We start from the raw sequence: 26,687 nt of genomic DNA, 5'->3' as shown, positions 1-26,687 counted from the left end.
GCGAATATGTATGACTACGACCTGGTGGTGCTGGGCTCCGGGCCCAGCGGTCAGAAGGCCGCGATCGCCGCGGCCAAGCTCGGCAGGCGGGTCGGCATCGTGGACCGCCGCGACATGATCGGTGGGGTGTGCATCAACACCGGCACCGTGCCGTCCAAGACGCTACGCGAGGCCGTGCTCTACCTGACCGGCCTGAGCCAACGTGACCTGTACGGCAGCAGCTACCGGGTCAAGGACGAGATCACGGTCAGCGACCTGGCGGCCCGGACCCAGCACGTCATCACCAGGCAGACCGACGTCATCCGCAACCAGCTCGCGCGCAACCGGGTCGCCATGATCACCGGCACCGGCCGGTTCGCCGACGCGCACTCGATCTGGGTCGACGGCGGGTCCGGCCGGGAGTCCAAGGTGACCTTCGACAAGATCGTCATCGCGGCGGGCACCCGTCCGGCCCGCCCGGACAGCGTCGACTTCGACGACCGCACGATCGTGGACTCCGACGGCGTCATCAACCTCCAGGCCGTACCCCGCAGCATGGTCGTGGTCGGCGCCGGGGTGATCGGCATGGAGTACGCCTCGATGTTCGCCGCCCTGGGCACGAAGGTCACGGTCGTCGAACGGCGCGAGCGGATGCTCGACTTCTGCGACGACGAGATCGTCGAGTCGCTGAAATACCACCTGCGCGACCTGTCCGTGGCGTTCCGCTTCGGCGAGGAGGTCGCCGCCGTGGAGAAGCACCAGACCGCCGCACTGTGCATCCTCAAGAGCGGCAAGAAGATCGTCGCGGACACGGTGATGTACTCCGCCGGCCGGCAGGGCCAGACCGACGACCTGGCGCTGGAGGCGGCCGGGCTGGAGGCGGACCGACGCGGCCGGATCACCGTGGACGCCAACTACCGCACAAGCGTGGACCACATCTACGCGGTCGGTGACGTGATCGGCTTCCCCGCCCTCGCGTCCACCTCGATGGAGCAGGGCCGGCTGGCCGCGCAGCACGCCTGCGGCGAACCGATCCGGGAGATGCACGGCCTGCAACCGATCGGCATCTACACCATCCCGGAGATCAGCTTCGTCGGGCAGACCGAGGCGCAGCTCACCGAATCCTCGACACCGTTCGAGGTGGGCATCGCGCGGTACCGGGAGCTGGCCCGCGGGCAGATCGTCGGCGACTCGTACGGGATGCTGAAGCTGCTCGTCTCCCCCGACGACGGTCGGCTGCTCGGCGTGCACGTGTTCGGCACCGCCGCCACCGAGATCGTCCACATCGGGCAGGCGGTGATGGGCTGCGGCGGCACGATCGACTACCTGATCGACGCGGTGTTCAACTACCCCACGCTGGCCGAGGCGTACAAGGTGGCCGCCCTCGACGCATCCAACAAGATCCGCAACATCACCCGCATCGACGGCTGACCCCGCACCCGACTCCTCTTCCCCTCCCTCCCCCTCCCGGTGATCAAGAGGTTTGCGTCATCCGGCCCGGCGTGTCGTGACGCAAACCTCTTGATCACCCACTCGGGCGGGGCCGGTGCGGGGGCGGGTCGCCTCCGCACCGGCCGGGGTTTCTCAGCCTGCGGAGCAGGTGGGGCTCAGGGTGCCGGCGGTGCCGTTGGCCTGGAACCCGAACTCGGTGGACTGCCCGGCGCCGACCTGACCGTTGTAGGACACGTTGCGCCAGTTCGTGGTGCCGGTGTTACCGCTGCGGTCGGCGCTCCACGCGTTGGTGACCGTCGCTCCCGATGGCAGCGCGATCGTCACCGTCCAGCCGTTGAGGGCCGACGAGCCGGCGGTCACCCGCACGCTCGCCACGAAACCACCTGTCCACTGGTTCACCGACACCGTCGCGGTGCAGCCACCCGGGCCCGGGGGCGGGGTCGTGGGCGGCGGGTCGGTCGGCGGCGGCGTGGTGGTGGGCGGCGGGTCCGTCGGCGTGGTGCCGTTGTTCAGCGCGGCGAGCACCGCGTCGTACGCCGGCTTCTTCGAGCCGTTGCTGTTGAACAGCAGCGGGGTCTGGCTGGCGCGCCACGAGTCGCTGTCCCGGATGCCCCACACCGTGATCCCGGTGCAACGCGAGACGGCGAGGCAGTCCTCCACCACGCTGCGGTAGGTGTTCGGCGACGCGCCCTGGATGTCCAACTCGGTGATCTGCACGTCCACACCGAGCGCCGCGAAGCTGGACAGCGTGGTGCGGTAGTTGCTGACGTACGGGGAGTCGTTGTTGAAGTGCGACTGGAACCCGACGCAGTCGATCGGCACACCACGCGCCTTGAAGTCGCGCACCATGTTGTACACGGCCTGCGTCTTCGCGTGCGTCCAGTTGTCGGTGTTGTAGTCGTTGTAGCACAGCTTCGCGTTCGGGTCGGCCGCGTCGGCCGCCCGGAACGCCGCCTCGATCCAGTCGTTACCGGTGCGCTGCAGGTTGGAGTCGCGACGGGCGCCGGAGCTGCCGTCGGCGAACGCCTCGTTCACCACGTCCCACGAGTGGATCTTGCCCCGGTAGTAGGTGGCCACCTGGGTGACGTGGTTGAGCATCGCCGAGCGCAGCGCGCTGCCGCTCATGCTCTCCATCCACCCCGGCTGCTGCGAGTGCCAGGCGAGGGTGTGACCCCGCACGCTCATGCCCCGGCTGATGGCGTGGTTGACGATCCGGTCGGCGTCGGTGAAGCTGAACCGCCCCTGCTGCGGCTCGGTCGCGTTCATCTTCATCTCGTTCTCGGGCGTCACCGAGTTGAACTCACGGTTCAAAATCGTCGTGTACGCCGAGTCGGACAGCTTGTACGCCGCCACCGCCGCGCCGAAGTACCGACCCTTCTCGGCGGCGGACGCGCCCAGGGTCGTGCCGGCGGCGGCCGGTGCCGTCATGAACAGCGCCATGCCGGCGGCGAGGGCGCCCACGCCGGTCAGCGCCATGGCGGCTCTCGATGCCGCCTTCCATCTGGTCCTTCTCATCTCGGGCGACTCCTTCTGTGTGGTGGGTGGGAAGGAAAATCAGGACACCGAACAGGCGGCACCGTTGAGGGCGAACGACGAGGGTTTGCCGGTGCCGCCCTCGTGCGTGGCCTGGAAGCCGATCTCGACCGACGCGTTCGGGGCGATGGTGGGGTTGTAGGAGACGTTGCGGGCGGTGACCGCGCCGCTCGTCGGGGCGTACTGGGCGTTCCAGCCGCTGGTGATGCGCTGTCCGCTGGGCAGCGTGAAGGTCAACGCCCATCCGTTCACGGCGGCGGAACCGGTGTTGGTGATGGTCACGCTCGCGGTGAGCCCGCTGTTCCAGGCGTTGACCGTGTAGCCGACCCGGCAGGCACCACCGCTCGGAGGCGGAGTGGTCGGCGGTGGGGTCGTCGGCGGTGTTGTCGTCGGCGGCGGGGTCGTCGGCGGCGGGGTCGTCGGCGGCGCGGTGCCGTCGAGGCCGAAGAAGCGGATCACCTGCGCGGCGTCGACCGGGATGTTGTGGGTTACGCCCTGCATGCTGATCGCCTCGACCGGGGCCGTCGGGCCGCTGCTGCCGTACCGGGTGCGGGTGTAGCCGGACTGCGGGGAGTCGGTGTACGTCGGGGTCTGGCTCAGCCCGTGCACGTTGGTCCACTGCTTGACCTGCTCACCGAAGTTCGGGTAGCGCAGCGTGTCGTCGTTGGTGCCGTGCCAGATCTGCATCCGGGGCCGCTGGCCGGTGTAGCCCGGGTACGCCTCGCGGACCAGGTCACCCCACTGCTGTGCGGTCCTGATGAGTTGCCCGTTCGCGCACTGGCTGTTCCACTCGGAGGTGCCGCCGGTGGCGAAGCAGGCGAACGGCACCCCGGCGAAGGATGCGCCGGCCGCGAACACGTCCGGGTAGACGCCCAGCATGACGTTCGTCATCATCGCCCCGGACGAGGTGCCGGTCGCGAAGATCCGTGCGGGGTCGGCGGAATACCGCTGTCGCACGTAGTCGACCATCGACATGAGCCCGACCGGGTCGCTGCCGCCGCCACGGCGTAGCGCCTGGGGCGAGTACACGTCCCAGCATCTGCTGCTGCGGGTCGCCGACGGATAGATCACGATGAACCCGTACCGGTCCGCGAGGGACGCGTACTGCGTGCCGGAGTGGAACGCGGGGCCCGTGCCGGTGCAGTAGTGCATGGCCAGGAGGATCGCCGGCCGGGACGCCACCCGGTCCGGGACGTAGAGGTGCATCTGCAGGTTGGTGGGGTTGGTGCCGAAGTTGGTCACCTGCGTCAGCGTCGCCGCCGACGCCGGCGCGGCGAACGTCAACGCGGCGGCGGCCAGTGTCACGGCCGCCATGGCGACGCCGAGCATCCGGGTCTTCAGTGTCATGGTCGCGATCCCTTGCGAAAAAGGCGCGTGGAAGGGGACTCAAGTCGAGGACTGCCCTTCGCCCGACCTTGACCGCGGCTCGCGTGACCAAGTCAGCTTCAATCGAGCAGACTCGATTGTCAAGACTTCCGGAAACCTTTCGCCGCAACGGTTTCCGGGATCACCTGCGGGCTCGACAGCCTCGACGGAGGTCATCACCGACGATAATCGGCGACCAGTTACCGGGATGTTCTCGGAACATGCCGGACGACCGACGGGAGGGTCAGTAGATGTCCCGCCCTCGCTCGTCGGGCACGCCGGACTTGCGGTAGAAGTACGTGTTGATCTGGTCGCGCCACTCGGTGGCGCACCGCACCTGCTCGTCGAGGCGTTCGGCGACCCGCTCGTACACCGCCGGATCGATCATCCCGTTCAGCGCCCGCCACCGCCGCCGCATCGCGGCCACCTCCTCGACGCCGGCGAAGTGGGTGTCGTAGATGTGCTGAATGACCGTCGACCCGCTGTGCAGCACGTGCCCGTACGGCACGTGGTGGAAGAAGAGCAACAGCTCGTCCGGGCAGGTTTCCAGCGACTCGTACACCTGCGCCCAGTGCGGCGGGTACTGGCCGGTGAACCCGGTGCCCGACGCGCGGGTGCGGTCCACGCCGACACCGTCGCGGTCGGCGAAGTGGTAGGTGCCCCACCGGGTGTACTCGTACCCGTCGACCCCGGGGCCGTAGTGGTCGCCGGGGTTGACCATGAAGCCGACGCCCAGCGGGGCGGTGTACCGCTCGTAGGTGCGCCACGAGTCGTCCATGATCTCGTGCAGCGTCCGCCGCACGAGGTCCGGGTCGGCGGTCGCCGACGGCGGGAAGGTCAGCGTGATCCATTCGTCGAGGACCGCCGTGGGGTCCCGCCGGGGGTCCCAGGCCAACCGGCCGAACGTGTACAGGTTGGCCTGCGCCAACGGGTGCCCGGTCCAGAAGAGGTCGTCGCCCACGTTGGCGACCGCCACCAGGCCGCCGCCCGCGCCGGACTCCCCCGCCACCACGTCGGCCACCGCCCGCCCGTCCGGACCCCAGGGCGTGAACCGCAGCACCTCGCTCCACCACGGGCCGAGGTGGCAGACGTGCCGCTGCTGGCCGGTGTACTCCTGGGTGACCTGCAACTCCACCGCCACCCGGGTGGCCGGCATCGCGGCGATAACCGGGGAGACCGGTTCCCGGGTCTGGAAGTCCACCGGACCGTACTTCACCTGCACGACCACGTTGGTGCGGAAGCGGCCGTCGAGCGGGGCGAAATGGTCGTACGCGGCGCGCGCCCGGTCGGTGGACCGGTCCCGCCAGTCCTGGTGGTGGTTGTAGACGAACGCCCGCCAGTGCACCACTCCCCCGAACGGGGCCAGCGCCTCGGCCAGCATGTTCGCCCCGTCGGCGTGGTCGCGCCCGTAGGTGAACGGGCCGGGTTGCCCCTCCGAGTCGGCCTTCACCACGTAGCCGCCGAAGTCCGGGATGCGGTCGTACACCGCGCGGGTGGTCGCGGCCCACCAGGCCCGCACCCCCTCGTCCAGGGGATCGGCCGTCGCCAGGCCGCCGAGGACCACCGGCGCGGCGAAGGTCACCGACAGGTGCACCCGGATGTGGTACGGACGCAGCACGTCGGCGATCTCGGCGACGTCGCCGAGCCGGTCGGTGAGCAGCAGCGCCTCGGTCCGGGCGACGTTGACGTTGTTCACCGAGATCGCGTTGACACCGCTCGCGGCCAACAGTCGCCCGTACTCCCGGATGCGGGCCAGGTCACCACGCGGACGGCCGTCCTGCCAGAAGATCGAGCCGCCCGCGTACCCCCGTTCGACCTGGCCCATCACCGGGTGCACGGCCACGTTGTCCCAGTGGTCCAGCATCCGCCGACGCAGCGCCGGTCGGTGCCGCTCGGCAGGACGCTCGGCGTCGAAGGCCGCCGCGCAGAGCCGGACCACGTGGAACAGTCCGTACAGCAGGCCGGCGGGCGCGTCGGCCAGCACCACCGTCACGTCACCGTGGCGGGTGAGCAGGAAACCCTCGTCGCCGAGTGGCCCGGCATCGCCGAGCTCAATCAGCGCCGCCTCTCCGGCCGCCCGCGCCGACCGCACCACCGAGTCGGGTAACTCGTCCGCGCCGCGCACGGCGAACACGAGGTCGACGTCGACGTCCCAGGAGGGCGAATGCCACACCCGCCCGCCGTAGCGGGCGCAGGCCCGCGACACCTCGTGCAGCACGGTGTCGACGATCAACCCGTCACCGTGGACGAGGACGCGGCGCGCGCCGAGCGACCGGAACGCCTCCGGGGGCAGCCAGGCCGGGTGCACGCGTGGCTGCTCGGTCTCCATCGGATCGTCGACGAACATCAGTTGCTCCAGGTGGACCGACTCGTCGGCGTTCACCAGTCCTCCTTCAACACCACGACTCCGTACGCCGGCAGGCGCATCGTCGAGCCGGTCCAGATCCGGTCACCGGTGAGCAGGTCGACCCCGCTGCGACGGGCGGGCACCTCGACCGCGTCGGCGCGGTGGTTGAGCAGGAACAGCAGCCGCGAGCCGTCCGGCGCGACCCGGGCGGCGGATTCCAGGTCCGCGACGTCCGGGTAGGGCCCGAGCACGTCGTGCCGCGCGAGCACCTGCCGGACCACCCAGGAGACCCCGGTCTGGTCCAGGTCGGTCGCCACGTACCAGCCGTCGCCGTCGCCGAAGGAGTTGCGGGTCACCGCCGGTGTGCCCGCGTAGAAGTCGGCCTGGTAGGTGCCGACCACCTGCGCGCCCTGCGGGATCACCAGCTCGAACAGCAGCCGCGCCTCGACCTCGACAGCCTCGGCACCGTCACCGAGGCGGACCGGGTTGACCACCTCCGGGCCACGGGCGTCCCACTCGTCGACCCGGACACCCGTCAGCTGCCCGAGCGGGCCCGGCACGTCCATCAGGAAGGCCTGGTCGTTCTCGTCCACCCGACCGGACAGGTAGGTGGTTAGCACCGACCCGCCGCGCGCCGCCACGTCCTCCAGGCGCTGCGCCAGGTCGCCCTTGAGCATGTGCAGGGCCGGCGCGACGACCACGTCGTAGCCGGACAGGTCGGCGGTCACCGCGACGACGTCCAGGTCCACCCCGGCGTCCCACAGCGCCCGGTGGTACGCGAGCACGACCTGTTGGTAGCGGACCAGTCGGGACGGGCCGTCGGAGATCTCCAGAGCCCACCAGCTGTCCCAGTCGAAGAGCAGCGCCACCCGGGCGGGCGTCCGCGCGCCCAACGACGCCGAGCCGAGCCGGTCCAACTCGGCACCCAGCTCGGCGACCTCCCGGAACACGCGGGTGTCGGAGCGGCCGGAGTGGCCGATGACCGCGCCGTGGTACTTCTCGCTGGCGCCCCGGGAGGCGCGCAGCTGGAAGAACAGCACCGCGTCGGCCCCGTGCGCCACCGCCTGCCAACTCCACAGCCGCATGAGACCGGGCCGCTTCAGCGGATTGACGTCGCGGCACGCGGTCACGCCCGGGGACTGTTCCATCAACCAGAACGGCTGGCCGTCCTTGAGCCCTCGCATCAGGTCGTGGGTCAGCGCCATCCGGGCCGCCGACTCGTCGTCGGGCGGGTAGTTGTCCCAGGAGGCGAAGTCCAGGTGCGCCGCCCAGCGGTGGTAGTCGATCGGCCGGTACATGCCCATGAAGTTGGTCGTCACCGGCAGGGTGGGGCTGGACTCCCGGATGGCGGCCTTCTCGTCGTGGAAGTTGGCCAGCATCGCGTCGGAGGAGAACCGCAGGTAGTCGAGGGTGATGCCCTGGAACGCGGTGTGGTCCGGGCCGCGCCAGTGCTCGGTCAACGCCGACGGTGGCTCGATCTGCTCCCAGTCGGTGAAGGTGTGCGACCAGAAGGTCGTGTACCAGGCCGCGTTCAGGTCGTCGAGGGTGCCGTAGCGGTTGCGCAGCCAGCCCCGGAAGCCGTCCGCGCACAGCTCGCAGTAGCAGGCGCCGCCGTACTCGTTGCCCACGTGCCACGCCACGACCGCCGGGGTGTCGGCGTAGCGTCGGGCGACCCGGCGGGCCAGCTCGACGGAGAGCCGGCGGTAGACCGGCGAGCTGGGGCAGGAGTTGTGTCGCCGGCCGAACCGGTGCTTGCGACCGTCGAAGTCGGTGCGGGTCACCTCCGGGTACGCCTTCGCCAACCACGCCGGGTGGGCCGCGGTGCCGGTCGCCAGGCAGATCCCGCGCCCCTCGGCGGCGGCCCGCTCCACGATCCGGTCCAGCAGCGAGAAGTCGTACACGTCCTCGGCGGGCTGGGTGAGCGCCCAGTCGAACACGCCGAGCGTGACCAGGTCGATCCGGGCGCTGTCGAAGAGACGGTGGTCCTGCTTCCACACGTCCTCGGGCCACTGCTCCGGGTTGTAGTCGCCCCCGAAGGGCACCTTCGCGGTGACGGGCAGGCTCATGAGGTGAACTCCTTCCGGATCAGCTCGACCATCGGGTCACCGACGCGCAGCAGCGCGAGGGCCGCGACCGAGGCGAGCAGCACCAGCACCGCCTCCGAGAAGACCGCGGTGACGCCGGTCGCCGCCGCCAGCAGCAACGCGGTGCCGACGGTGACTCCGGGGGTACGCACGAGGAAGTGCACGGCCAGCCGGAGAACGTCCCGGGTGCGGAAGTCGAACAGCGAGGTGATCACCAGGGCGTTGGCCGCGGCGAGTGTCACCGCCACGGCGAGCAGGACCAGCGGCACCGTCCACCAGCCGGGCAGGCCGACCGCGTCCCGGTAGGCGAGGTTCATGGCGAGCACGGTCAGCCACAGCAGCGTCGGCGTCCAGACGCGCAGCGCGCCGGACAGGTTGGTCCGGTACCCGCGCCAGAACGTGGCGGCCGGGCGCAGGTCGGTCAGGTCGGGGCGCTGGTGGCGCAGGGCGTACAGGGCGGCGGAGATCGCCGGGCCGACCGGCACCAGGAGCAGGGCGACCAACGGCAGGTTGCTGGGGTCGCGGTCCAGCAGCAGTAACGGAAGCAGGCCGGGCACTGCGGTGAGCAGGAGCAGCAGCTCGACCACGAGCAGGATGTAGACCCGCGCGCTGATCCGCGACAGTGGTCCGTCGCCGAACTGTCGCCAGGTCTGGGCCGCCCCACTCACTGTCGCTCCTTCTGGTCGCTTCGCCGGAGGGCGGGCGGGTCGCGCGCGTCGCACCGGCCGGTGGTCGACGGGGTGTCCGGTCGAGCGGGTGACCCCGCCCGACCGGACACCGCGCCGATCAGCCGTTGTTCTTCTGGAACCGCTCGTACGCCTTGTTGACCAGGTCGATGTACTGCTCGGAGTTCTTGGCCTTCAGCTCGGCCACGTACGCGTCCCACTCGCTGAGGGGCCGCTGGCCGAGGGCGAACTTCAGCGTGTTCTGGGTGACGAAGTCCTTCAGCGGCGTCTCCCAGAGCGACACCTGCTCGCGCTCCTCGTCGGTGAACGGGCGCGGCGGGGGGACCGCCCTCGGCTTGCGGGCGTCCATCACCTTCTGGAACTCCAGCTCCTCCGGGGAGAAGAACCCACGGACCAGGTCCGGCGTGCCGCCGTAGGCGAAGACGCCGTTGTGGAAGCCGAAGTCCTTCTGCAGGTGCTTGGGCGCCTTCGGGTGGAGGCCGAGGAAGTCGATGCCGGGGTCGAGCGTGCGCTTGCCGGAGGCGTCCTTGGTGAAGGTGGTGCCCTCGACGCCCCAGCGGGCGAACTCCAGGCCGGCGTCCGAATACCACAACCAGTCGATGAACTGCATCATGGCGACGAAGTTCTTGCTCTCCCGGGCCTTCGAGGAGATCATGATGCCGTTCTCCAGCCGGGGGAACGGGTTCACCTCGCCGGCCGGGCCGATCGGCAGCGGGATCTTGGCCATCTTCGCGTTCGGCAGGGTCTTGGCCAGGTCGGGGCGGTGGTTGTTGACCAGGGTCTGCGCGTTGCCGGTGACCACGAAGGACTTGCCGTTGGCGAGCTTCTGGCGTGCCTGGTCGTCGGTCTGGGTGAAGCTCTCCGGGTCGAGCAGCCCTTCGGAGACGAGCTTGTGCAGGTACGTGACGACCTGCTTGTACTGCTCCGACGAGCCGGTGTAGGTGAACTTCTCCGCCGTCGCGTCCCAGGTGGCGTGCTGGAAGTCCCAGCCCGCGTAGGTGCCGTGCGACGAGCCGAGGATGCCCAGCAGGGCGCCGGTCGGGTTGGGCTTGCTGAAGAGGTCGGAGTACGGGTAGACGTTCGGGTACTTCGCCTTCATCGCCTTGAGCACCGCGTACAGGTCGTCCCAGGTCTTCGGGGTCGGCAGGTTCAGCTCCTGCATGATGTCGGTGCGCACCAGCACCGTGTAGTCCTGGGTGGGCTTCTCGTGCAGGCCGGGCAGCAGGTAGAACTTACCGTCGGCCTGCCGCAGGTTGTCGATCTCCGGCTGGAGGCTCCACTTGGTGATCTTGTCCTTGAGGTTGGGCATCAGATCCAGGTAGTCGCTGACCGGGAGGATCGCCCCGGAGGACACGAACGCGTCCTCCTGCGGGTGGTACGTCTTCGGAATGATCAGCGGGGCGTCCCCGGCGCCGATCAACAGGCTGCGCTTCTGCTCGTAGTCGCTCAGCGGGACGGCGACCGGGTCGATCGTGACGTTGGTCCGCTTCGTCAACTCGGACCAGAACAGCCAGTCGTCCTTGAGCGGGTAGAACGTGTGGTTGTTGTAGAGAGTGGAGAAGGAGAGCGCCTCGGTGGCCTTGAACTGGTCGCCGACACCGTACTTCTCCATCGCGCCGACCCGGTTCTCGGAGAGGTCCTTCGACTCGCCGGGGTCCTCGGAACACGCGGAGATGAGGGAGAGCGCGAGGAGACCCGCGGTGGCTACCGCCACGCGGCGCCACGTCTTGTGGAGCATGGCTCGTCCTTTCGGTGGTGGGGTTTCGGTGGAAGCGGTGTGCCGGCCGACGTCATCCCTTCACCGCGCCGAGCATCACGCCGCGGACGAAGTACCGCTGGACGAAGGGGTAGACCGCCAGGATGGGCAGGGTGGTGAGCACGATCGTCACGGCCTGGAGGGTGGCCGCGGCCTGGACCTTGTCGGCGTCGGCGGCGGCCGACTCGGCGCTCGTGGCGCCCGCGATGAGATTGCGGAGGTAGACCGTCACCGGGAGCAGGTCCTGCTCGTCCATGTAGAGGAAGGCGGTGAACCACGAGTTCCAGAAGGAGACCGCATAGAAGAGCACCATCGTCGCGATGATCGCCTTCGACAGCGGCAGCACGATGCGCAGCAGGATTCCGTACGTGTTCAGCCCGTCGACCGCGGCTGCCTCCTCCAACTCGGTCGGCAGGCTCTCGAAGAACGCCTTCATGACCAGCAGGTTGAACACACTGATGGCGTTGGGGATCACCACGGCCCAGATGGTGTTCTTCATTCCCAGGCTGGTGACCAGCACGTAGTTGGGGATCAGACCGCCGGAGAAGAACATGGTGAACAGCGCGACGCCGACCAGCAGGCCGCGCCCCTTGAGCTGGGGCTTCGACAACACGTACGCGTAGCAGGTGGTCAACACGATCGAGATGAGCGTGGCGACGACCGTGTAGACCACGGTGTTGCGGTAGTTCGTCCAGAACAGCCCGTCGGACATCAGTAGCTCGTACGCGGTCAGGTCGAACCCGCGCGGAACGATGGTCACCTTCCCGGCGAGGATGTACGCCTCTTCGCTGAGCGAGCGGGCCACGATGTTGAGGAACGGGTACAGCGTCACGAACACGACGCCGAGCAGGACGATCGTGTTGACGATTCGGAAGATCCGGTAACCCCGGCTGTCGTCCGGGCCGCGCGTCTTCGGGGCGTCGCGATTCGCGCCGAGAATCACCACAGGCTCGTCCCCAGTGTGCGACGGGAGATGATGTTCGCCGACAGGACCAGGACCAGCCCGATCACCGCCTCGAAGAGACCGATGGCGGCGGCGTAGCTGAAGTTGCTGGACTGGAAGCCCATCCGGAACAGGTAGGTGGAGACCACGTCCGCGGTGGGGTACGTCAGCGGGTTGTAGAGCAGCAGGATCTTCTCGAACCCGACCGCCAGGAAACTGCCGATGTTGAGGATCAGCAGCGTCATCATGGTGGGCCGGATGCCGGGCAGGGTGACGTGCCAGGTCTGCCGCAGCCGATTGGCGCCGTCGATCCGCGCGGCCTCGTACAGGTCCTCGTCGATCGTGGTGAGGGCGGCGAGGTAGAGGATCGTGCCCCAACCGACGGTCTGCCAGACCTCCGACGAGACGTAGATGGTGCGGAACCACTCCGGTTTCTGCAGGAACGCCACCGGGTCACCACCGAACAGCCCGACGATCTGGTTGGCCGTACCGCCGACCGAGGTGAACTGCGCGATCATCGCCGCCACGATCACGATCGACAGGAAGTGCGGCAGGTACGACACGGACTGCACGAACCGCTTGAACCGGCGGGCACGAACCTCGTTGAGCAGCAGCGCCAGCACGATCGGCAGCGGGAAGCAGACCAGCAGAGTCAGCGCTCCGAGCACCAGCGTGTTGGTGAACACGTCCCAGAACGTCGGGTCGGTGAAGAACATCCGGAAGTACCGCAGCCCGACCCAGTACTCACCGAAGATGCTGCCGCCCGGCTTGAAACGGCGGAAGGCGATGATGTTCCCGAGCATCGGCAGGTACCGGAAGATCAGGAAGAACAGCAGCGGCAGGACCGCGAGCGAGTAGAGCTGCCAGTCCCGGCGCAGCGCCTGCCGCCAGGTCCGGCGCCGCCGCGGCGGGTGGGCGGGGCTGGCAACCGCCGGCGAGCGCGGCGGCGCCGGCGGGGGTGGCGGGGGTGGCCGCAACGTGGATGTCACAGCGGGCCTCCTACGCGGACTGCGGAACGGCCACGAGAGGCTCGATCCGCACCGACGTGAGCAGTTCCCGTTGGTGGCCGACCTGGCGCTCGGTGCCGGTCAACCGCAGCGGCAGACTCGCCACCACGTCGTCGCTGGACCGGCCGAACCGCAGCTCGACGTCACCGGGCTCGACGATGCGTCGGCCGGAGAGCCCGGTGAACGAGGCGATGTCGGCCGGTACCCCGAACGTCACGTGCGCCGATTCGCCGGGCGCCAACGGCAGCCGGGTGTAGCCGACCAGCCGGACCACCGGGCGGGTGGTCTGCGCGACGGGGTCGTGCAGGTAGAGCTGCACGACCTCGGTGCCGGCCCGGTCACCGGTGTTGGCGACGGTGATCCGCACCCGTACCTCGCCGTCGACCGGCCAGAGCGTCGGCTCGTCCGCCGCCTCGACGATGGTGGCGTCGGACCACTCGAAGGTGGTGTAGCTCAACCCGTGGCCGAACGGGTAGCTCGGCGTCGGGTCGATCGAGGAGACCTTGCTGCGCCGGCCGAGCGGCGGTGACAGGTAGGTGCTCGGCATCCCGCCCGCATCGCGGGGCACACTGACCGGCAACCGCCCGGAGGGGTTGACCTCGCCGGTGAGCACCTCGGCGAGCGCCTGCCCGCCGAGTTGGCCGAGGAAGAACGCCTGCACCACGGCCGCCGCGGCGTCGAACTCCGGCCCGAGCGCGTAGGGGCGGCCCGCCATCAGCACCAGGACGACCGGGGTGCCGGTGGCGAGCACGGCCCGGACCAGGTCGGCCTGCACCCCGGGCAGCCGCAGGTCGACGGCATCGCAGCCCTCGCCTGAGGTGCCCCGGCCGAACATCCCCGCCCGGTCGCCGACGGCGAGCACGCACACGTCGGCGTCGGCCGCGGCGGCGACCGCGGCCGGGATGCCCGAGGTGTCCTCGCCGGTGATGCCGCAGCCGGGTTCGTGGGTGAGCAGCGGGACACGTCGGGCCAACTCGTCACGCAACGTGGGGATGTCCAGGCCGAGCCCGAACCCGCTGTGGTTCACGCCCACGTGGTTGGGGAACGTGTAGCAGCCGAGCATGGCCATCGGATCGTCGGCGAGCGGGCCGACCACTGCCACCCGGCTGCCGACGGCCAACGGGAGGACGCCGGTGTTGCGCAGCAGGACGACCGCCTCCCGCGCCAGGCGCACGGCGACGTCCTGGCTGACCTCGTCGTCGAACCGCAGGGAGGCCACGTCGTCGGGCACCTCCTGCCAGCCCTCGTCGAGCAGACCCAGCTCGATCTTCTGGATCAGCACCCGCCGCAGCGCACGGTCGATCAGCGCCTCGTCGACCTCGCCGCGACGTACCGCCTCCACCAGCGGCGCGCCGAAGGCGTCCACTGTGGGCAGCTCGACGTCGATGCCGGCCCGCAGGGCGAGCCGGGCGGCGTCGGCGGCGTCGGCGGCGACCCCGTGCAGGGTCTCCAGGAAACGAACGGCGAAGTAGTCGGCGACGACGGTGCCGGTGAAGCCCCACTCGTCGCGCAGCAGCCCGGTCAACAGGCCGGGGTCGGCGGCAACGGGCAGACCGTCGATCTCCGCGTAGGAGTTCATCACCGAGCGCGCACCGCCGTGGCGCAACGCCATCTCGAACGGCGGCAGGATGACGTCGGCCAACTCCCGGGGGCCCATCGGCACGGGTGCGTGGTTGCGGCCGCCCCGCGAGGCCGAGTAGCCGGCGAAGTGTTTCAGTGTGGCCACCACGCCCGCCCGCTCCAGGCCCCGCACGTACGCGGCACCCGTCGTCCCCACCAGGTAGGGATCCTCGCCGATCGTCTCCTCGGTGCGGCCCCAGCGGTAGTCGCGGGTGACGTCCAGCACCGGGGCGAGGCCCTGGTGCACACCGGCGGCGCGCATGGAGCGCCCGATCCGGTCGGCCATCGCCTCGACCAGGTCGGGGTCGAAGGACGCGCCCCAGCCGAGCGGGGTCGGGTAGACGGTGGCCCGGAACGCCGCGAACCCGGTGAGGCATTCCTCGTGCACCTGCGCCGGAATGCCGAACCGGCTGGCGGCGACGATCTGCGCCTGCGAGGCGGCCAGCGACCGGGCGCCGAGCACCGGGTCGACCGGTGCGGTGCCGAACGGTCGGGTGAGCTGGCCCAACCCGTACCGGATGACGCTGTCCCACTGCGGCGTCTCGCTGATCATGTCGGACTGGTGCGGTGCGACGCCCTCACCGGTGGCGTCGGCGCCGACCCAGACCCCGACGAGTTGGGCGACCTTCTCCTCCAGCGACATCATGGGCACGAGCGCCTCGGCCCGCTCGGGCGGCGACAGCCGCGAATCGCGCCACGGCTCGGCGCCGCCGTCCCCGGGCAACTGACTTCTCATGCCAAGACCCCTCAGCTCCGGCCACCTCCGCGCCCCCACGGAGCTCGGTTCACAGCCGACGATTCCCACGATCCGAAACTTTCCGGAACCCCGCGTAACCTTTTCGGCAACCTAAGTGCCCCATCGATGAGTGTCAAGGGCTGCCATGGACCTTCGCCGATCGGTTGCGGAACACCCTGACTCGTTCCAGCGCATCGACTGCTCACGAACCACGGGGTGGGCGGGACGGTCGAGGCGGCGACAGCATCGACTGGCGGGAATGGACGATCGTGTTAGGGTCTGCCGAAACTTTCGGATGTTGCGTGAGGCTGCGATGACGGAACACCGCCCACTCGACCCACCCACCTCCACCACCATCGCGACGATCGCCAACGACGTCGGCGTCTCGGTCGCGACGGTGTCCAAGGTCCTCAACGGACGTGGCGACGTCGCTCCCGGCACCAGAGCCCGGGTGGAGGCGAGCCTGGACCGCCACCAGTACCAGCGCCGCGCCCGCCGGCCGTCGACCGGCAGCGGACGCGTCGAACTCGTGTTCCACGAGTTCGACACCGGATGGGCGATGGAGATCCTGCGCGGCGTGGAGGCGGTGACGACCGCGGCCGGCGTCGGGTTGTCGGTGGCCCAACTCGACGGCGCGCACCGCCCGCCGACCCGATGGCTGGAGGCACTGCTCGTCGACCGCCCCCTGGGTGTGGTGTTCGTCCTCTCCCATCTGGCCGAGGCCCAGCAACAACACCTGCGACGCCAGGGCATTCCGTTCGTCGTCGTCGACACCGACAGCGCGACCTCGGCCTCCGTGCCGACCGTCGGCTCGAACAACTGGAACGGCGGTCTGCTCGCCGCCCGGCACCTCCTGGACCTCGGCCACCGGCGGATCGCGGTGATCTCCGGACCACCCGACGTGCTGTGCAGCCGTGCCCGGGCCGCCGGCTTCCAGTCGGCCCACGAGGAGGCCGGCATGGTGGTCGACCGCGAGCTGGTCCGCTACGGCGGCTTCTCCGCCGGCGCCGGGCACACCCACGGGCTCCAGCTGCTCCGCCGACCGGACCGACCCACGGCGATCTTCGCCGGATCGGACATCCAGGCGATGGGGGTGCTCCGGGCCGCCCGTCAGTGCGGCCTGCGAGTGCCCGAGGACCTCTCGGTGATCGGGTACGACAATCTGCCCGTCTCCGCCTGGACCGACCCGGCCCTCACCACGATCAACCAACCGTTGCGCGACATGGCCGGCATCGCCACCCAGATGTTGCTGGACCTGACCAGAGGCAACGAGCCGGCGACCAGCCGGATCGACCTGGTGACCGAACTGGTCGTCCGGGAGAGCACCGCACCACCCGCCGACCCGCACTGACCCCGGCCCCTGCGAGGACCCGTGCCCTACACCGCCTTCACCCTCGACGAGCTCCGGCGGTACGCCCCGGACGTCGCCGAGCCCGACGACTTCGCCACGTTCTGGCGGGACACGCTCGCCGAGGCGGCGACCCGACCGGTGCTCGTCGACGTCCGTCCGGAGCCCACCGACCTGCGGCTGCTCGACTCCTGGGATGTCACGTTCAGCGGCTTCGGTGGCGACCCCGTGCGGGCCTGGTACACCCGCCCGGCCGGTGTCGGGGAGTCACTGCCGACCGTGGTCGAGTACGCGGGCTACGGACGGGGCCGCGGCCTGCCGCACGAGCGGCTGACCTGGCCGGTGGCCGGGTACGCGCACCTGTTGATGGACAACCGGGGCCAGGCGGGGCAGTACGGCGCCGGGGACACCCCCGACCGGCACGGTGCGCCGGGCGGACCCTGGCCGGTCACCTGGGGGATCCTCGATCCGCGCGACTACCACTACCGCCGTCTGATCACCGACGCGGTCCGGGCGGTGCAGGCGGTCCGCGCCCTGCCCGGGGTCGACGCCGACCGGGTCAGCGTGGTCGGCAACAGCCAGGGCGGCGGCCTCGCCCTGGCGGTGGCCGGTCTCGTCGACGACCTCGCCGCGGTGCTGACCAGCGCGCCGTTCCTCTGCGACATGCGAAGCGCCGTCCAGCTCACCGACCTCGCGCCGTACGGCGAGATCGCCCGTTACCTGGCCGTGCATCGGGAGGCCGAGGAAGCCGTGTGGCGCACGCTGTCCTACGTGGACGCCGTCGCCTTCGCCCGGCGGGCGACGGCACCGGCGCAGTTCGGGGTCGGCCGACGCGACACCGTCTGCCCGCCGCGAACCGCCTTCGCCGCCTACAACCACTACGGCGTCGCCAACGGTCGACCGGCCCCGCCGGAGTGCGAGATCCACGTGTACCCGTTCAACGGCCATGAGGGCGGCGAAGCGGTCCACGTCCGACGTCAACTGCGCTGGCTCGCCACGGTGCTCCATCCCACCCACGCATCCGCGGTGTGACCACCGCCGATCAAGAGCCATCGATGTTATTTTCGGTCGTCATCGATTGCGCCTCGCACGCCGCCTGCGTTCGACAGCCGGCATCGACAACCGACCGACGGGGGAGATCATGAGGAGCCGCCCGCAATCACGTCACCTGATCCGATCACGCGCCATTCCCGCGACCATCGCGCTCGGCGCGGTGGTCGTCGCCACCATGACGGGGCCGGTGCCCGCAGCCGCGGTCCCCGACACCGCACGCGCCAATCCGGTGATCACCTGGGACCTGAACGCCCAGACGGCGATCTGGGATGTCGCGGCTCAGCAACCGAACGAGCAGGTGCGCAGTTTCGCAATGGTGAACGGGGCCGTCTACGACGCGCTGAACGCGATCGCCGGCGCCCCGTACCAGCCGTACCTCACCGCACCGCCGTCGAGCGGGACCGAGTCGGTGGACGCCGCCGTCGCCAGCGCCGCCCATGACGTGCTCGCCGCGCTCTTTCCCGATCAGCGGGAACGGCTTCGGGCACAGTACGATGCGGCGCTCGCCACGATCCGCGACGGACGGTCGAAGCAGGGCGGCATCAGGATCGGGGCGCGAGCCGCGGCCGCGATGGTCACCGCACGGCAGGACGACGGCGCGTTCGGGGACCAGCAGTGGCGCCACGGGACGACGCCCGGCCAGTGGCGACCCACGCCGCCGCTGTTCCTGTCCCAGGGCGCCTGGACCGGCCACATGCGGCCGTTCCTCATCCCCCGCGCGTCGACGTTCCGCGCCCCCGAGCCGCCGCGACTGACCAGCAGCGCCTACGCCCGCGACCTCAACGAGGTGAAGGAGTTCGGCTCCGCGACGAGCACGGCGCGCACGCAGGACCAGACGGAGGCCGCGATCTGGTGGCACGACCGGCGATCAGCCTCCTGGGAGATCAAGCGACAGCTCGCCACCACCCGACAGCTGGACGCCCTGCAGACCGCGCGCTTCTTCGCGATGACCGACCTCATCGTGGCCGACTCCGGCGTGGCGTGCTTCAGCCAGAAGGACGTCTGGAGCTACTGGCGTCCGGTCACCGCGATTCAATTGGCCGGCACGGACGGTAACCCGAGGACGACCGCCGACCCCGGCTGGCAGTCGCTGCTCGTCACGCCGCCCTTCCCCGAGTACCCCTCCGGCCACGCCTGCGGCACCGGTGCGCGGATGTCGCTGTACCGACACTTCTTCGGCCGCGACGACGTCACGTTCAGCGGGTCCAGCGCCGACTCCGGCACGACCCGGCAGTTCACCAGCTTCGCGCAAGCGCTCGACGAACTCATCGGCGCACGCGTCTGGGGCGGCGTCCACTTCCGCACCGCTGACGTCGAGGGGGCGAAAATCGGCGAGGAGGTCTCCCGCTATGCGATCCGGCACCACTTCCGCCCGCTGAAGTAGCCGGCCACGACGTCGTCCGCACTGCCGGCCAGTCGCGGGCCCGGCGCATTGCCGGTGTCAGCGATAACCCGCTATGGTGCGTCGGCGAGGTGCAGGGCACACCTCCGCCACGGTCCATCGGCCCGCCACGCCCGACCGATGCGAGCCACCGCGCCACGACCACCAGTGCAGACGTCCGGGCTTCTGGTCGTGACGCGACGCCCACCTCCGCGTACCGCGTCAGGGTGGCAGCCGTCCCGTCGGCGGCCGCCGTTGCCGCGCACCCCACCAGAGGAATCTCCATGAGCAGTTCGATGCTCGGCCGTCCCGTCCCTCCCGCACCCACCGCCGCCGCTGCCAAGATGTCGCGGCCCCGCCGGGCTCGCCTGTGGTGGTCCGCCCTGGCCACCGTCGCCGCCATGATCGCCGCCGTACCGATCGCGACCAGTCCGGCGAACGCGGAGTCCAACGGCGGCGTCCGCGTGATGCCGCTCGGTGACTCGATCACCGACGGGTTCAACGTCCCCGGCGGCTACCGGATCGAACTGTGGCAGCGGTTCACGGCCGGCGGTTACCGGGTCGACTTCGTCGGCTCGCAGTTCAACGGCCCGGCCAGTCTCGGCGACCACGACCACCAGGGGCACTCCGGGTGGACGATCGCCCAGATCGACGCCAACGTCGTCAACTGGTTGCGGGCCACGAACCCCCGGACCGTGCTGCTGCACATCGGCACCAACGACATGTACGGTGACACCTCCGGCGCCCCAGGTCGGCTGGCCACCCTCGTCGACCGGATCACCGACACCGCCCCGAACGCCGACGTGTTCGTCGCCACGATCATTCCGAAGTCCGGCGCGGACAACCAGGTCCGGGGGTACAACAACGCGATCCCCGGGATCGTGCAGAGCAGGGCCGCCGCCGGGAAGCGCGTACACCTCGTCGACATGTACCGCGCCCTGACGCTCAGCGACCTGGCCGACGGCGTGCACCCCAACGCCACCGGCTACCGCAAGATGGCCGCCGCCTGGTACGACGCCCTCCGGGCGGTGCCTGGAAGCATCGGCGGCGACACCCCGCCGACCACTCCCCCGCCGACGACGCCCGCCCCGTCGGGTGACTGCCGTGTCGCGTACACGGTGAACGCCTGGAACAGCGGTCTCACCGCGTCCATCTCGGTGACCAACACGAGCGGCACGCCGGTCAACGGTTGGGCCCTGGCGTTCACACTGCCCAGTGGGCAGAGCATCACCAGCGGCTGGAACGCCGGCTACTCCCCGTCCAGTGGCGCGGTCACCGCCCGCAACGTCTCCTACAACGCGACGATCGCGCCGAACACGTCCGTCGACATCGGCTTCCAGGCGACCCACACCGGCAACAGTGGCCGCCCGTCCGCGTTCACCCTCAACGGCACCGCCTGCACGGTCGCCTGACACCGCCGGTGGCGGTGCCGGGTCCCGGTGGCCCGGCACCGCCTCCCGCACCCGATCGTCGACCAGGCACCCGGTTGCGCATCGACGCCGTGCACATCCCTCGTCACGACTCCAGCAGATCCTGGACCGGGGCACACGCGCGGCAGGGCCAGACGCGTACGGTGCCGTCGTCATGCGTCGAGACGAGCCGCCCGCCGTCCGGGCTGAAGTCGACGGTCTCCACGGATGCGCCGAAACCCCCGAACGTCACCGACTGCGCGGCCTCCGAGGCGTGCCACAGCCGTGCGGTGCCGTCCTTTCCAGAACTGAGCACCCACTGCCCATCCGGGCTGAACGACACGTGCCAGACGGGCCCCTCGTGTCCTCGCAGAACCATCGGCGCGATGCCACGAGTGACGGAGTGGATCTGCACCGTGCCGTCGAAGCCGGCACTGACCACCCGCTGCCCGTCCGGGCTGAAGGCCACTGCCCACACCAACCCCTCGTGACCGGGAAGTAGCAGTGGTTCGGCCGTGCCGAGGGCGTCCCAGATCCGTAGGGTGCCCTCCGCACCAGCGGTGGCGACCTTCTCGCCGTCCGGACTGAAGGCGGCGTACCGGATCTCTTCGGCGGCCCGATGGACCACCGGGGCACTCCGGCCGGTGAGGTCCCAGATTCGCAGGCTTCGGTCGTTACTGACACTGGCCAGACGCCGGCCGTCAGGGCTGAAGTCGGCGATCCACGCCTGCTTCTCGTGGCCGCGAAGCACCACGGGGTCGTGTCTGCCGGCGAGGTCCCAGACTCGTACGCTGCCGTCGCGGCCGCCGGTGGCCACACTCGCCCCGTCCGCACTCACCGTGAGACCGTAGACGTCGCCGTCGTGGCGGCCGAGCACCCGAGGCTCGGCCGGCGTGGCCAGGTTCCAGACCTGCACCGTGCCGTCCTCGCCGCCGCTGACCACCCGCTGCCCGTCCGGCGTGAACGCGGCCGACCAGGTGGCCTTCTGGTGGCCCCGCAGAATCAGACGGTCACTGCCCGGATCCCAGATCCGCAGCGTGCCGTCATCGGCCGCGCTCACCACCCGGGATCCATCCGGACTGAACGCCACCGCCCAGACCCGGTTGGTGTGGCCGCGCAGCACCAACGGGTCACCAGCGCCGTTGGCGCTCCAGATCCGTACGGTCAGATCGTCGCTGGTGGTCGCGATCCACTGCTCGTCGGGGCTCAGCGCCAGCCCTTCCACAGTGCCCTCATGCCCACGCAGCACCACCGGGGCTGCCGACCCGGTCAGCGGCCACACCCACGCCGTACCGTCGGCGCTGGAGCAGGCCAGGCGGGTGCCGTCCTGGTTGAACGCCAACGTCCTGGTGGCCTCTCTCGGCCCGGTGAGAATCGTCCTGGTGGATCGCGCGGCCAGATCCCAGAGCCGAACCGTCGCGTCGTGGCTGCTGCTGGCCAACCGGCGCCCGTCGGGGCTGAAGGCCACGCCGACCGCCACCTTGCCGTGCCCACGCAGCACCACCGGTCGGCCGCCGCCGCGGGCATCCCAGACCCGAATGGTGGTGTCCTCGCCGGCACTGGCGACCGACCGACCGTCGGGGCTGAAGGCCACTCCCCAGACCGGGCCCTCGTGCCCGCGTAGGACGATGGGCCCGGCGGTTCCGTCGACCTGCCAGATCCGGACCGCGCCGTCCGAGCCGGCGGTGACCAGTCGCCTCCCGTCCGGGCTGAACATCGGGCTCCAGACCTGTCCGTCGGGACCGCCGGTGAGGACCAGGCCCGGTCCGGAGACGCCGTGCCCGGCCCAGGTCCACACCCGCACCTCGCCGTCCGCCCCGGTGGCCGCCACTCGCCGCCCGTCCGGACTGAACGCCACACCCAACGCCTTCTTGCTGCTCATCGGCGCAATCGCCTGCAGCCGGTCGTCGACGGCAGCCTGGCGGAGCACCATCTCCGCACCGACGGTCGGACGTGTGGTCAGAGCGCGTCTGGCGAGGCGCTGCGCCTGCTGCGGATCGATCTGCAGTTGGTTGTTGGCCTCAACCGTCAGCTGCCGGGAAACGGCGAGGTCTCTCTCGGCGGCCGCCCGGTCCGCCTGCACCAGTGCCACCGCCGCGAGGACGCTCACCACGACGACGGTTGTCGCGAGCCCGGTCAACGCCACGCTGGTGCGCCGCCGTCGGGCTGCCCGGCGCCGATCCTCTCGGGCCCGACTGGTCTCCAGGAAGTCCCGTTCCAGGTCGCTGAGGTCCATCACCTGGCGCGTTCCCCAGAGCGCCAACTGGACCCCCCGATACAGGAATCCGTCCACCCGGTCGTGGCGATCCCACTCGGCGGCGGCCTCCGTCAGCCGGCGGTGGGAGCGCAGCAGTTCCCGATCCTCGGTCAGCCAGCGGCGCAGCCGGAGCCACTCCTGGATCAGGGCCTCGTGGGCCACCATGACGCCCTTCTCGTCCGCCGTGACCAGCCGTGCGGCCGTCAACCTGCCGAGCACCTCGGCCGCGGCCAATGGGTCCACCCCGCCGATCAACTCGGCCAGGGGTGCCCGGCGTCGGGTGTCCTCGGTGCCGTCACCGAGGGCGGTCAGACGCAGGAAGATGTCTCGTGCCAGCCCTCGCTGCCCCTCATCGAACTGCGCGTACACCCCTTCGGCGGTACGGGTGATGGCGCCGTTCACGCCGCCCGATTCGCGGTAGTGGGCCAGTGTGATCCGCTTGCCCTGCCGCAGGCGCGACGTCTCCAGAAGTGCGTGGGACAGCAGCGGTAGCGCGCTCGTCTGACCGCCGACGTCCGCCACGGCCATCTCCACCAACGCCGGATCCACCAGCAACCCGGCGCGCTCGGCGGGTCCGGTGATCGTCCGGCGCAGATCCTCGTCGTCCATCGGGCCGATCAGCAGCTGGTGCTCGTGGAGAGCGGCCACCAGGGCCGGGTAGGCGGCACACCGACCATAGAAGTCGGCCCGTACTCCCAGCACCACGCGCGCCCTGGGGACCTCCGCCGCGGCGAGCAGCGCGGCGACGAACGCCGACCGTTCCTCCTCCTCGCGACAGAGCGTGAACAGCTCCTCGAACTGGTCCACCACGATGAGCATGGTCCCGACCGATGGACGGGTACCGAGAATCCGCTCTATCGTTGCGCCGATGCTCGACGGGTCATCGGCCAGGTCGCGCTGGACCGTGTCGCGAGCCAGATCTCGTCCGTCGGCGAGCTGGATCGCGAGTTCTTCGATCGGATGTTCGCCGGGCGTCATCAGCACCGTGACCCAGGCCGGCCGGCCCTTGGCGGGGTTTTCGGCCACGGTCGCTATCAGGCCCGCTCGTAGCAGGGATGACTTGCCCGCTCCGGACGGGGCGAAAACCGCGACGAACCGGAGGCGGGTGAGCATTTCACCGAGCTGAGCCACCATGCGCTCGCGTCCGAAGAACCATTCTGAGTCCTCCGGCTGAAACGCCGCCATTCCCCAGTACGGCCCTCGGCTGCCCCCCACCGTCTCGGCGGACGTCAGACTTGCGACCAGGCGGTGCCACCGCTCGGTCCATTCGGTCGGATCACCGCCACAGGCGGCCACGTACGCCAGTGTCACCTGAAGGCTTGGCACGGTCTCGCCGCTGGCCGCCTTCGCCAGGGTGGTCACCGAGAAATGCGCACGTCTGGCCAGTTGACGGTAGGTCGGCGAACCCGCCTCTGCCCGCAGCCGGCGTAGGCCGAGCGCGAACCGCCCCAGCTCGCCCGCCTCCGGGTCGAGCGGCCGCTCAGGTCTGCCCACGTTGCCCCCCGGTCACAGAGTTGTTTGTCAGCCTGACGACGTGATTGGCAGACAATCCACCATGGACTATATCTAGTCCCGTGAACGCCGATCGGCCCGTGTCGGCTTGCGGCCACAGCGCAACCGGGGGTGCGGCCAGGTTCGACAGCCCAGCACGATCGACGGCACGAAGGATGGGTGGAGGGACGTGTGACACGCACCAGGAATCGGCATCGACGCATTTACTCGCGCACTGGTGACCGTCCTGGAATCGGGGGGTGTCAAGCGATCCCGAATAGACGAGGGGGTGTTCGATAACGAGTTCGCTATCGAGGCGACGTCGATCCACCGGCCAGCACAAGGAACGCTCCACGGAGAAGAATAGGAAACAACCTCCCGTCGACCTCTACAACCCCGCCACCGAGGAAGACACCTCTGACCCAACAGGATTCACGGCGGCGCGGTGAGCCTCCGCAGGCCCTGACCGAAGGGCGCGCTGCCAGTACGGGGCGGCGACGGGTCCCGTCGCCGTCCCCTCAGCCTGCGGACGTGGTCAAGAGGAGGTGCCGGAACACACCACCGGCCTCACTGCTCCGCGGCGCGGTAGAGGCGGCTCACCGTCTCGGCGACGCAGACGGGTTTGCCACCGCTGTCGCTCTCCACGGTGACCGTCGCGACCACCTGGACACCGCCGCTCACCGGAGACACCTCGGCGATGGTGACGGTGGCCCGCACGGCGGCCCCGACCCGGACCGGAGCGGGGAACCGCACCCGGTTCAGCCCGTAATTGACCCCCATCGTCACGCCCTCGACCCGGTAGAGCTGACCGGCCAGCGTCGGCAGCAGCGACAGGGTCAGGTAGCCGTGGGCGATGGTGCCGCCGAACGGCCCGGCCGCGGCCCGGACCGGGTCGAGATGGATCCACTGGTGGTCGTCGGTGGCGTCGGCGAAGAGGTCGACGCGACTCTGTTCGACGCGTCGCCACGGCCCGGGTCCGAAGGTCTCGCCGACGGCCGCGGTCAACTCCTCGAACGAGTCGAAGACTCTCATGGCTGGTCTCCTCGCAGTCAGAAGGCGTTGACGCCGGTGAGCGCGCGTCCGATGAGCAGTTGCTGGATCTGGCTGGTGCCCTCGTAGAGGGTGGCGACCCGCGCGTCCCGCAGGTACTTGCCGACCGGGTACTCGTCGATGTAGCCGTACCCACCGAACACCTGGACCGCGTTGTTGGCCGCGCGGACCGCGGCCTCGCTGGCGAAGAGCTTGGCCATGGACGCCTCGGTGGCGAACGGCTGGTCGCGGTCGATCAGGTCGGCCACCTGCCACACCAGCAGCCGGGCGGCGGCGGTGTCCACGGCGATGGCCGCGAGCAGTTGTTGGACGAGTTGGTGCCCGGCGATCGGCTTGCCGAACTGGGTCCGCTCCCCCGCGTAGCCGACCGCCGCGTCGAGGCAGCCCTGCGCGATGCCGACGCAACCGGCGGCCACCGACATCCGCCCCTTGGCGAGGGTGGACAGCGCCAGGCGGAACCCGCTGCCCTCGACGCCGAGGCGGGCCGCGTCGGGCACGCGTACCTCGTCGAAGCGCAACTCGCCGGTGGCCTGGCCACGCAGGCCCAGCTTGCCGTGGATCTCCCGTCGCGTCAGCCCGGGGCTGTCGGTGGGCACCAGGAAGGCGGTGATGCCCCGGTGCCCGGGGCCGCCGGTGCGGGCGAAGACCAGCGCGACGTCGGCGGTGGTGCCGTTGGTGATGAACGTCTTCGTGCCGGTGAGCAACCAGTCGGCGCCGTCGCGGACGGCCCGGGTGCGCAGTGCCGCCGCGTCCGAGCCGCTGTCCGGTTCGGTCAGCGCGAAGCAGCCGAGTGCGGTGCCGGCGCAGAGTCGGGGCAGCCACTCGGCCCGCTGCGCCGTCGAGCCGTGGGCGGCGATGGACTTCGCGACCAGGCCGAGCGAGACCGAGACGATGCCGCGCACCGCCGAGTCGCCCCGGCCGAGCTCCTCCAGGACCAGGCAGTACGCGAGGTGGTCGCCACCGGAGCCGCCGTCGGCCTCGGCGATGGTCAAGCCGAGGAAGCCCAGGTCACCCAGCATGCCGACGATGGCGGGGTCGACCGACTCGCGCCGGTCCCAGGTGGCCGCGTGCGGCAACAGCTCCCGGTCGGCGAACTCGGCGGCCAGTTGGCGGACCGCCGCCTGCTCGGTGGAGAGGGTGAGCTCCATGGCCAATAAACTAGCGGTGATAGTTAATGGCGTCCAGACCGG

17 protein-coding genes are annotated in these 26,687 nt (G+C 70.2%); 5 read left to right on the top strand and 12 right to left on the bottom strand.

Going from position 1 to position 26,687, the window contains the following annotated elements; all coding sequences use genetic code 11:
- Positions 1 to 6 precede the first annotated feature (6 nt).
- Positions 7 to 1,410: a Si-specific NAD(P)(+) transhydrogenase gene (gene sthA / locus O7617_RS26825; protein ID WP_282258942.1), complete on the top strand. Its 1,404-nt coding sequence runs from the start codon at positions 7 to 9 to the stop codon at positions 1,408 to 1,410.
- A gap of 153 nt (positions 1,411 to 1,563) precedes the next feature.
- Here sthA and O7617_RS26820 read toward each other — a convergent pair whose 3' ends face one another.
- The 9 genes from O7617_RS26820 to O7617_RS26780 all read right to left on the bottom strand — a co-directional run bounded on the left by O7617_RS26820 (position 1,564) and on the right by O7617_RS26780 (position 15,508).
- On the bottom strand, positions 1,564 to 2,946 hold the full coding sequence (locus O7617_RS26820; protein WP_282258940.1) for an endo-1,4-beta-xylanase: 1,383 nt from the start codon (positions 2,944 to 2,946) through the stop codon (positions 1,564 to 1,566).
- Positions 2,947 to 2,985: 39 nt separating this feature from the next.
- Entirely contained in the window at positions 2,986 to 4,311 is a 1,326-nt protein-coding gene (locus O7617_RS26815; RefSeq protein WP_282258939.1) for a PHB depolymerase family esterase, read from the bottom strand.
- A gap of 262 nt (positions 4,312 to 4,573) precedes the next feature.
- Complete coding sequence (locus tag O7617_RS26810; RefSeq protein WP_282258938.1) at positions 4,574 to 6,712, bottom strand: alpha-glucuronidase; 2,139 nt, start codon at positions 6,710 to 6,712, stop codon at positions 4,574 to 4,576.
- On the bottom strand, positions 6,709 to 8,742 hold the full coding sequence (locus O7617_RS26805) for a beta-galactosidase (RefSeq protein ID WP_282258937.1): 2,034 nt from the start codon (positions 8,740 to 8,742) through the stop codon (positions 6,709 to 6,711). Before O7617_RS26805 ends, O7617_RS26810 begins: the two co-directional genes overlap by 4 nt.
- Positions 8,739 to 9,428: a DUF624 domain-containing protein gene (locus O7617_RS26800; RefSeq protein WP_282258935.1), complete on the bottom strand. Its 690-nt coding sequence runs from the start codon at positions 9,426 to 9,428 to the stop codon at positions 8,739 to 8,741. Before O7617_RS26800 ends, O7617_RS26805 begins: the two co-directional genes overlap by 4 nt.
- Positions 9,429 to 9,546: 118 nt before the next feature.
- Positions 9,547 to 11,184 (bottom strand): extracellular solute-binding protein, encoded by a 1,638-nt coding sequence (locus O7617_RS26795; RefSeq protein WP_282258934.1) that lies wholly within the window; start codon positions 11,182 to 11,184, stop codon positions 9,547 to 9,549.
- A gap of 52 nt (positions 11,185 to 11,236) precedes the next feature.
- The gene (locus O7617_RS26790) at positions 11,237 to 12,145 is read right to left on the bottom strand and encodes a carbohydrate ABC transporter permease (protein ID WP_282258933.1); all 909 of its coding nucleotides are present in this window, start codon (positions 12,143 to 12,145) and stop codon (positions 11,237 to 11,239) included.
- Positions 12,142 to 13,134 carry an ABC transporter permease subunit gene (locus O7617_RS26785; protein ID WP_282258932.1) on the bottom strand — a complete coding sequence of 331 codons (993 nt, stop codon included), beginning with the start codon at positions 13,132 to 13,134 and terminating at the stop codon, positions 12,142 to 12,144. Before O7617_RS26785 ends, O7617_RS26790 begins: the two co-directional genes overlap by 4 nt.
- Positions 13,135 to 13,144: 10 nt before the next feature.
- Entirely contained in the window at positions 13,145 to 15,508 is a 2,364-nt protein-coding gene (locus O7617_RS26780; protein WP_282258930.1) for a glycoside hydrolase family 3 N-terminal domain-containing protein, read from the bottom strand.
- A gap of 313 nt (positions 15,509 to 15,821) precedes the next feature.
- Here O7617_RS26780 and O7617_RS26775 point away from each other — a divergent pair, with 313 nt between their 5' ends.
- The 4 genes from O7617_RS26775 to O7617_RS26760 all read left to right on the top strand — a co-directional run bounded on the left by O7617_RS26775 (position 15,822) and on the right by O7617_RS26760 (position 20,702).
- Positions 15,822 to 16,859, top strand: coding sequence for a LacI family DNA-binding transcriptional regulator (locus O7617_RS26775; RefSeq protein WP_282258928.1), 1,038 nt, complete (start codon positions 15,822 to 15,824; stop codon positions 16,857 to 16,859).
- Between the two features lie 21 nt (positions 16,860 to 16,880).
- Positions 16,881 to 17,888, top strand: a complete 1,008-nt coding sequence (locus O7617_RS26770; RefSeq protein WP_282258927.1) for an acetylxylan esterase — start codon at positions 16,881 to 16,883, stop codon at positions 17,886 to 17,888.
- Positions 17,889 to 17,997: 109 nt separating this feature from the next.
- Entirely contained in the window at positions 17,998 to 19,293 is a 1,296-nt protein-coding gene (locus tag O7617_RS26765) for a vanadium-dependent haloperoxidase (protein ID WP_282258926.1), read from the top strand.
- 281 nt (positions 19,294 to 19,574) lie between these two features.
- Positions 19,575 to 20,702 (top strand): cellulose binding domain-containing protein, encoded by a 1,128-nt coding sequence (locus tag O7617_RS26760; RefSeq protein WP_282258924.1) that lies wholly within the window; start codon positions 19,575 to 19,577, stop codon positions 20,700 to 20,702.
- Positions 20,703 to 20,805: 103 nt separating this feature from the next.
- Here the strand turns inward: O7617_RS26760 and O7617_RS26755 are convergent, their stop codons facing one another.
- The 3 genes from O7617_RS26755 to O7617_RS26745 all read right to left on the bottom strand — a co-directional run bounded on the left by O7617_RS26755 (position 20,806) and on the right by O7617_RS26745 (position 26,645).
- Complete coding sequence (locus O7617_RS26755; protein WP_282258923.1) at positions 20,806 to 24,450, bottom strand: hypothetical protein; 3,645 nt, start codon at positions 24,448 to 24,450, stop codon at positions 20,806 to 20,808.
- A gap of 564 nt (positions 24,451 to 25,014) precedes the next feature.
- Positions 25,015 to 25,479 (bottom strand): MaoC family dehydratase, encoded by a 465-nt coding sequence (locus tag O7617_RS26750; RefSeq protein WP_282258922.1) that lies wholly within the window; start codon positions 25,477 to 25,479, stop codon positions 25,015 to 25,017.
- A 17-nt stretch (positions 25,480 to 25,496) separates the two neighbouring features.
- The gene (locus O7617_RS26745) at positions 25,497 to 26,645 is read right to left on the bottom strand and encodes an acyl-CoA dehydrogenase family protein (RefSeq protein ID WP_282258921.1); all 1,149 of its coding nucleotides are present in this window, start codon (positions 26,643 to 26,645) and stop codon (positions 25,497 to 25,499) included.
- Positions 26,646 to 26,687 lie beyond the last annotated feature (42 nt).

Source organism: Micromonospora sp. WMMD1155, assembly GCF_029581275.1.
Classification (GTDB): Bacteria; Actinomycetota; Actinomycetes; order Mycobacteriales; family Micromonosporaceae; genus Micromonospora.
Note: the sequence above shows the minus strand (reverse complement) of the source record. Positions and strands in the feature narration are given on the sequence as shown.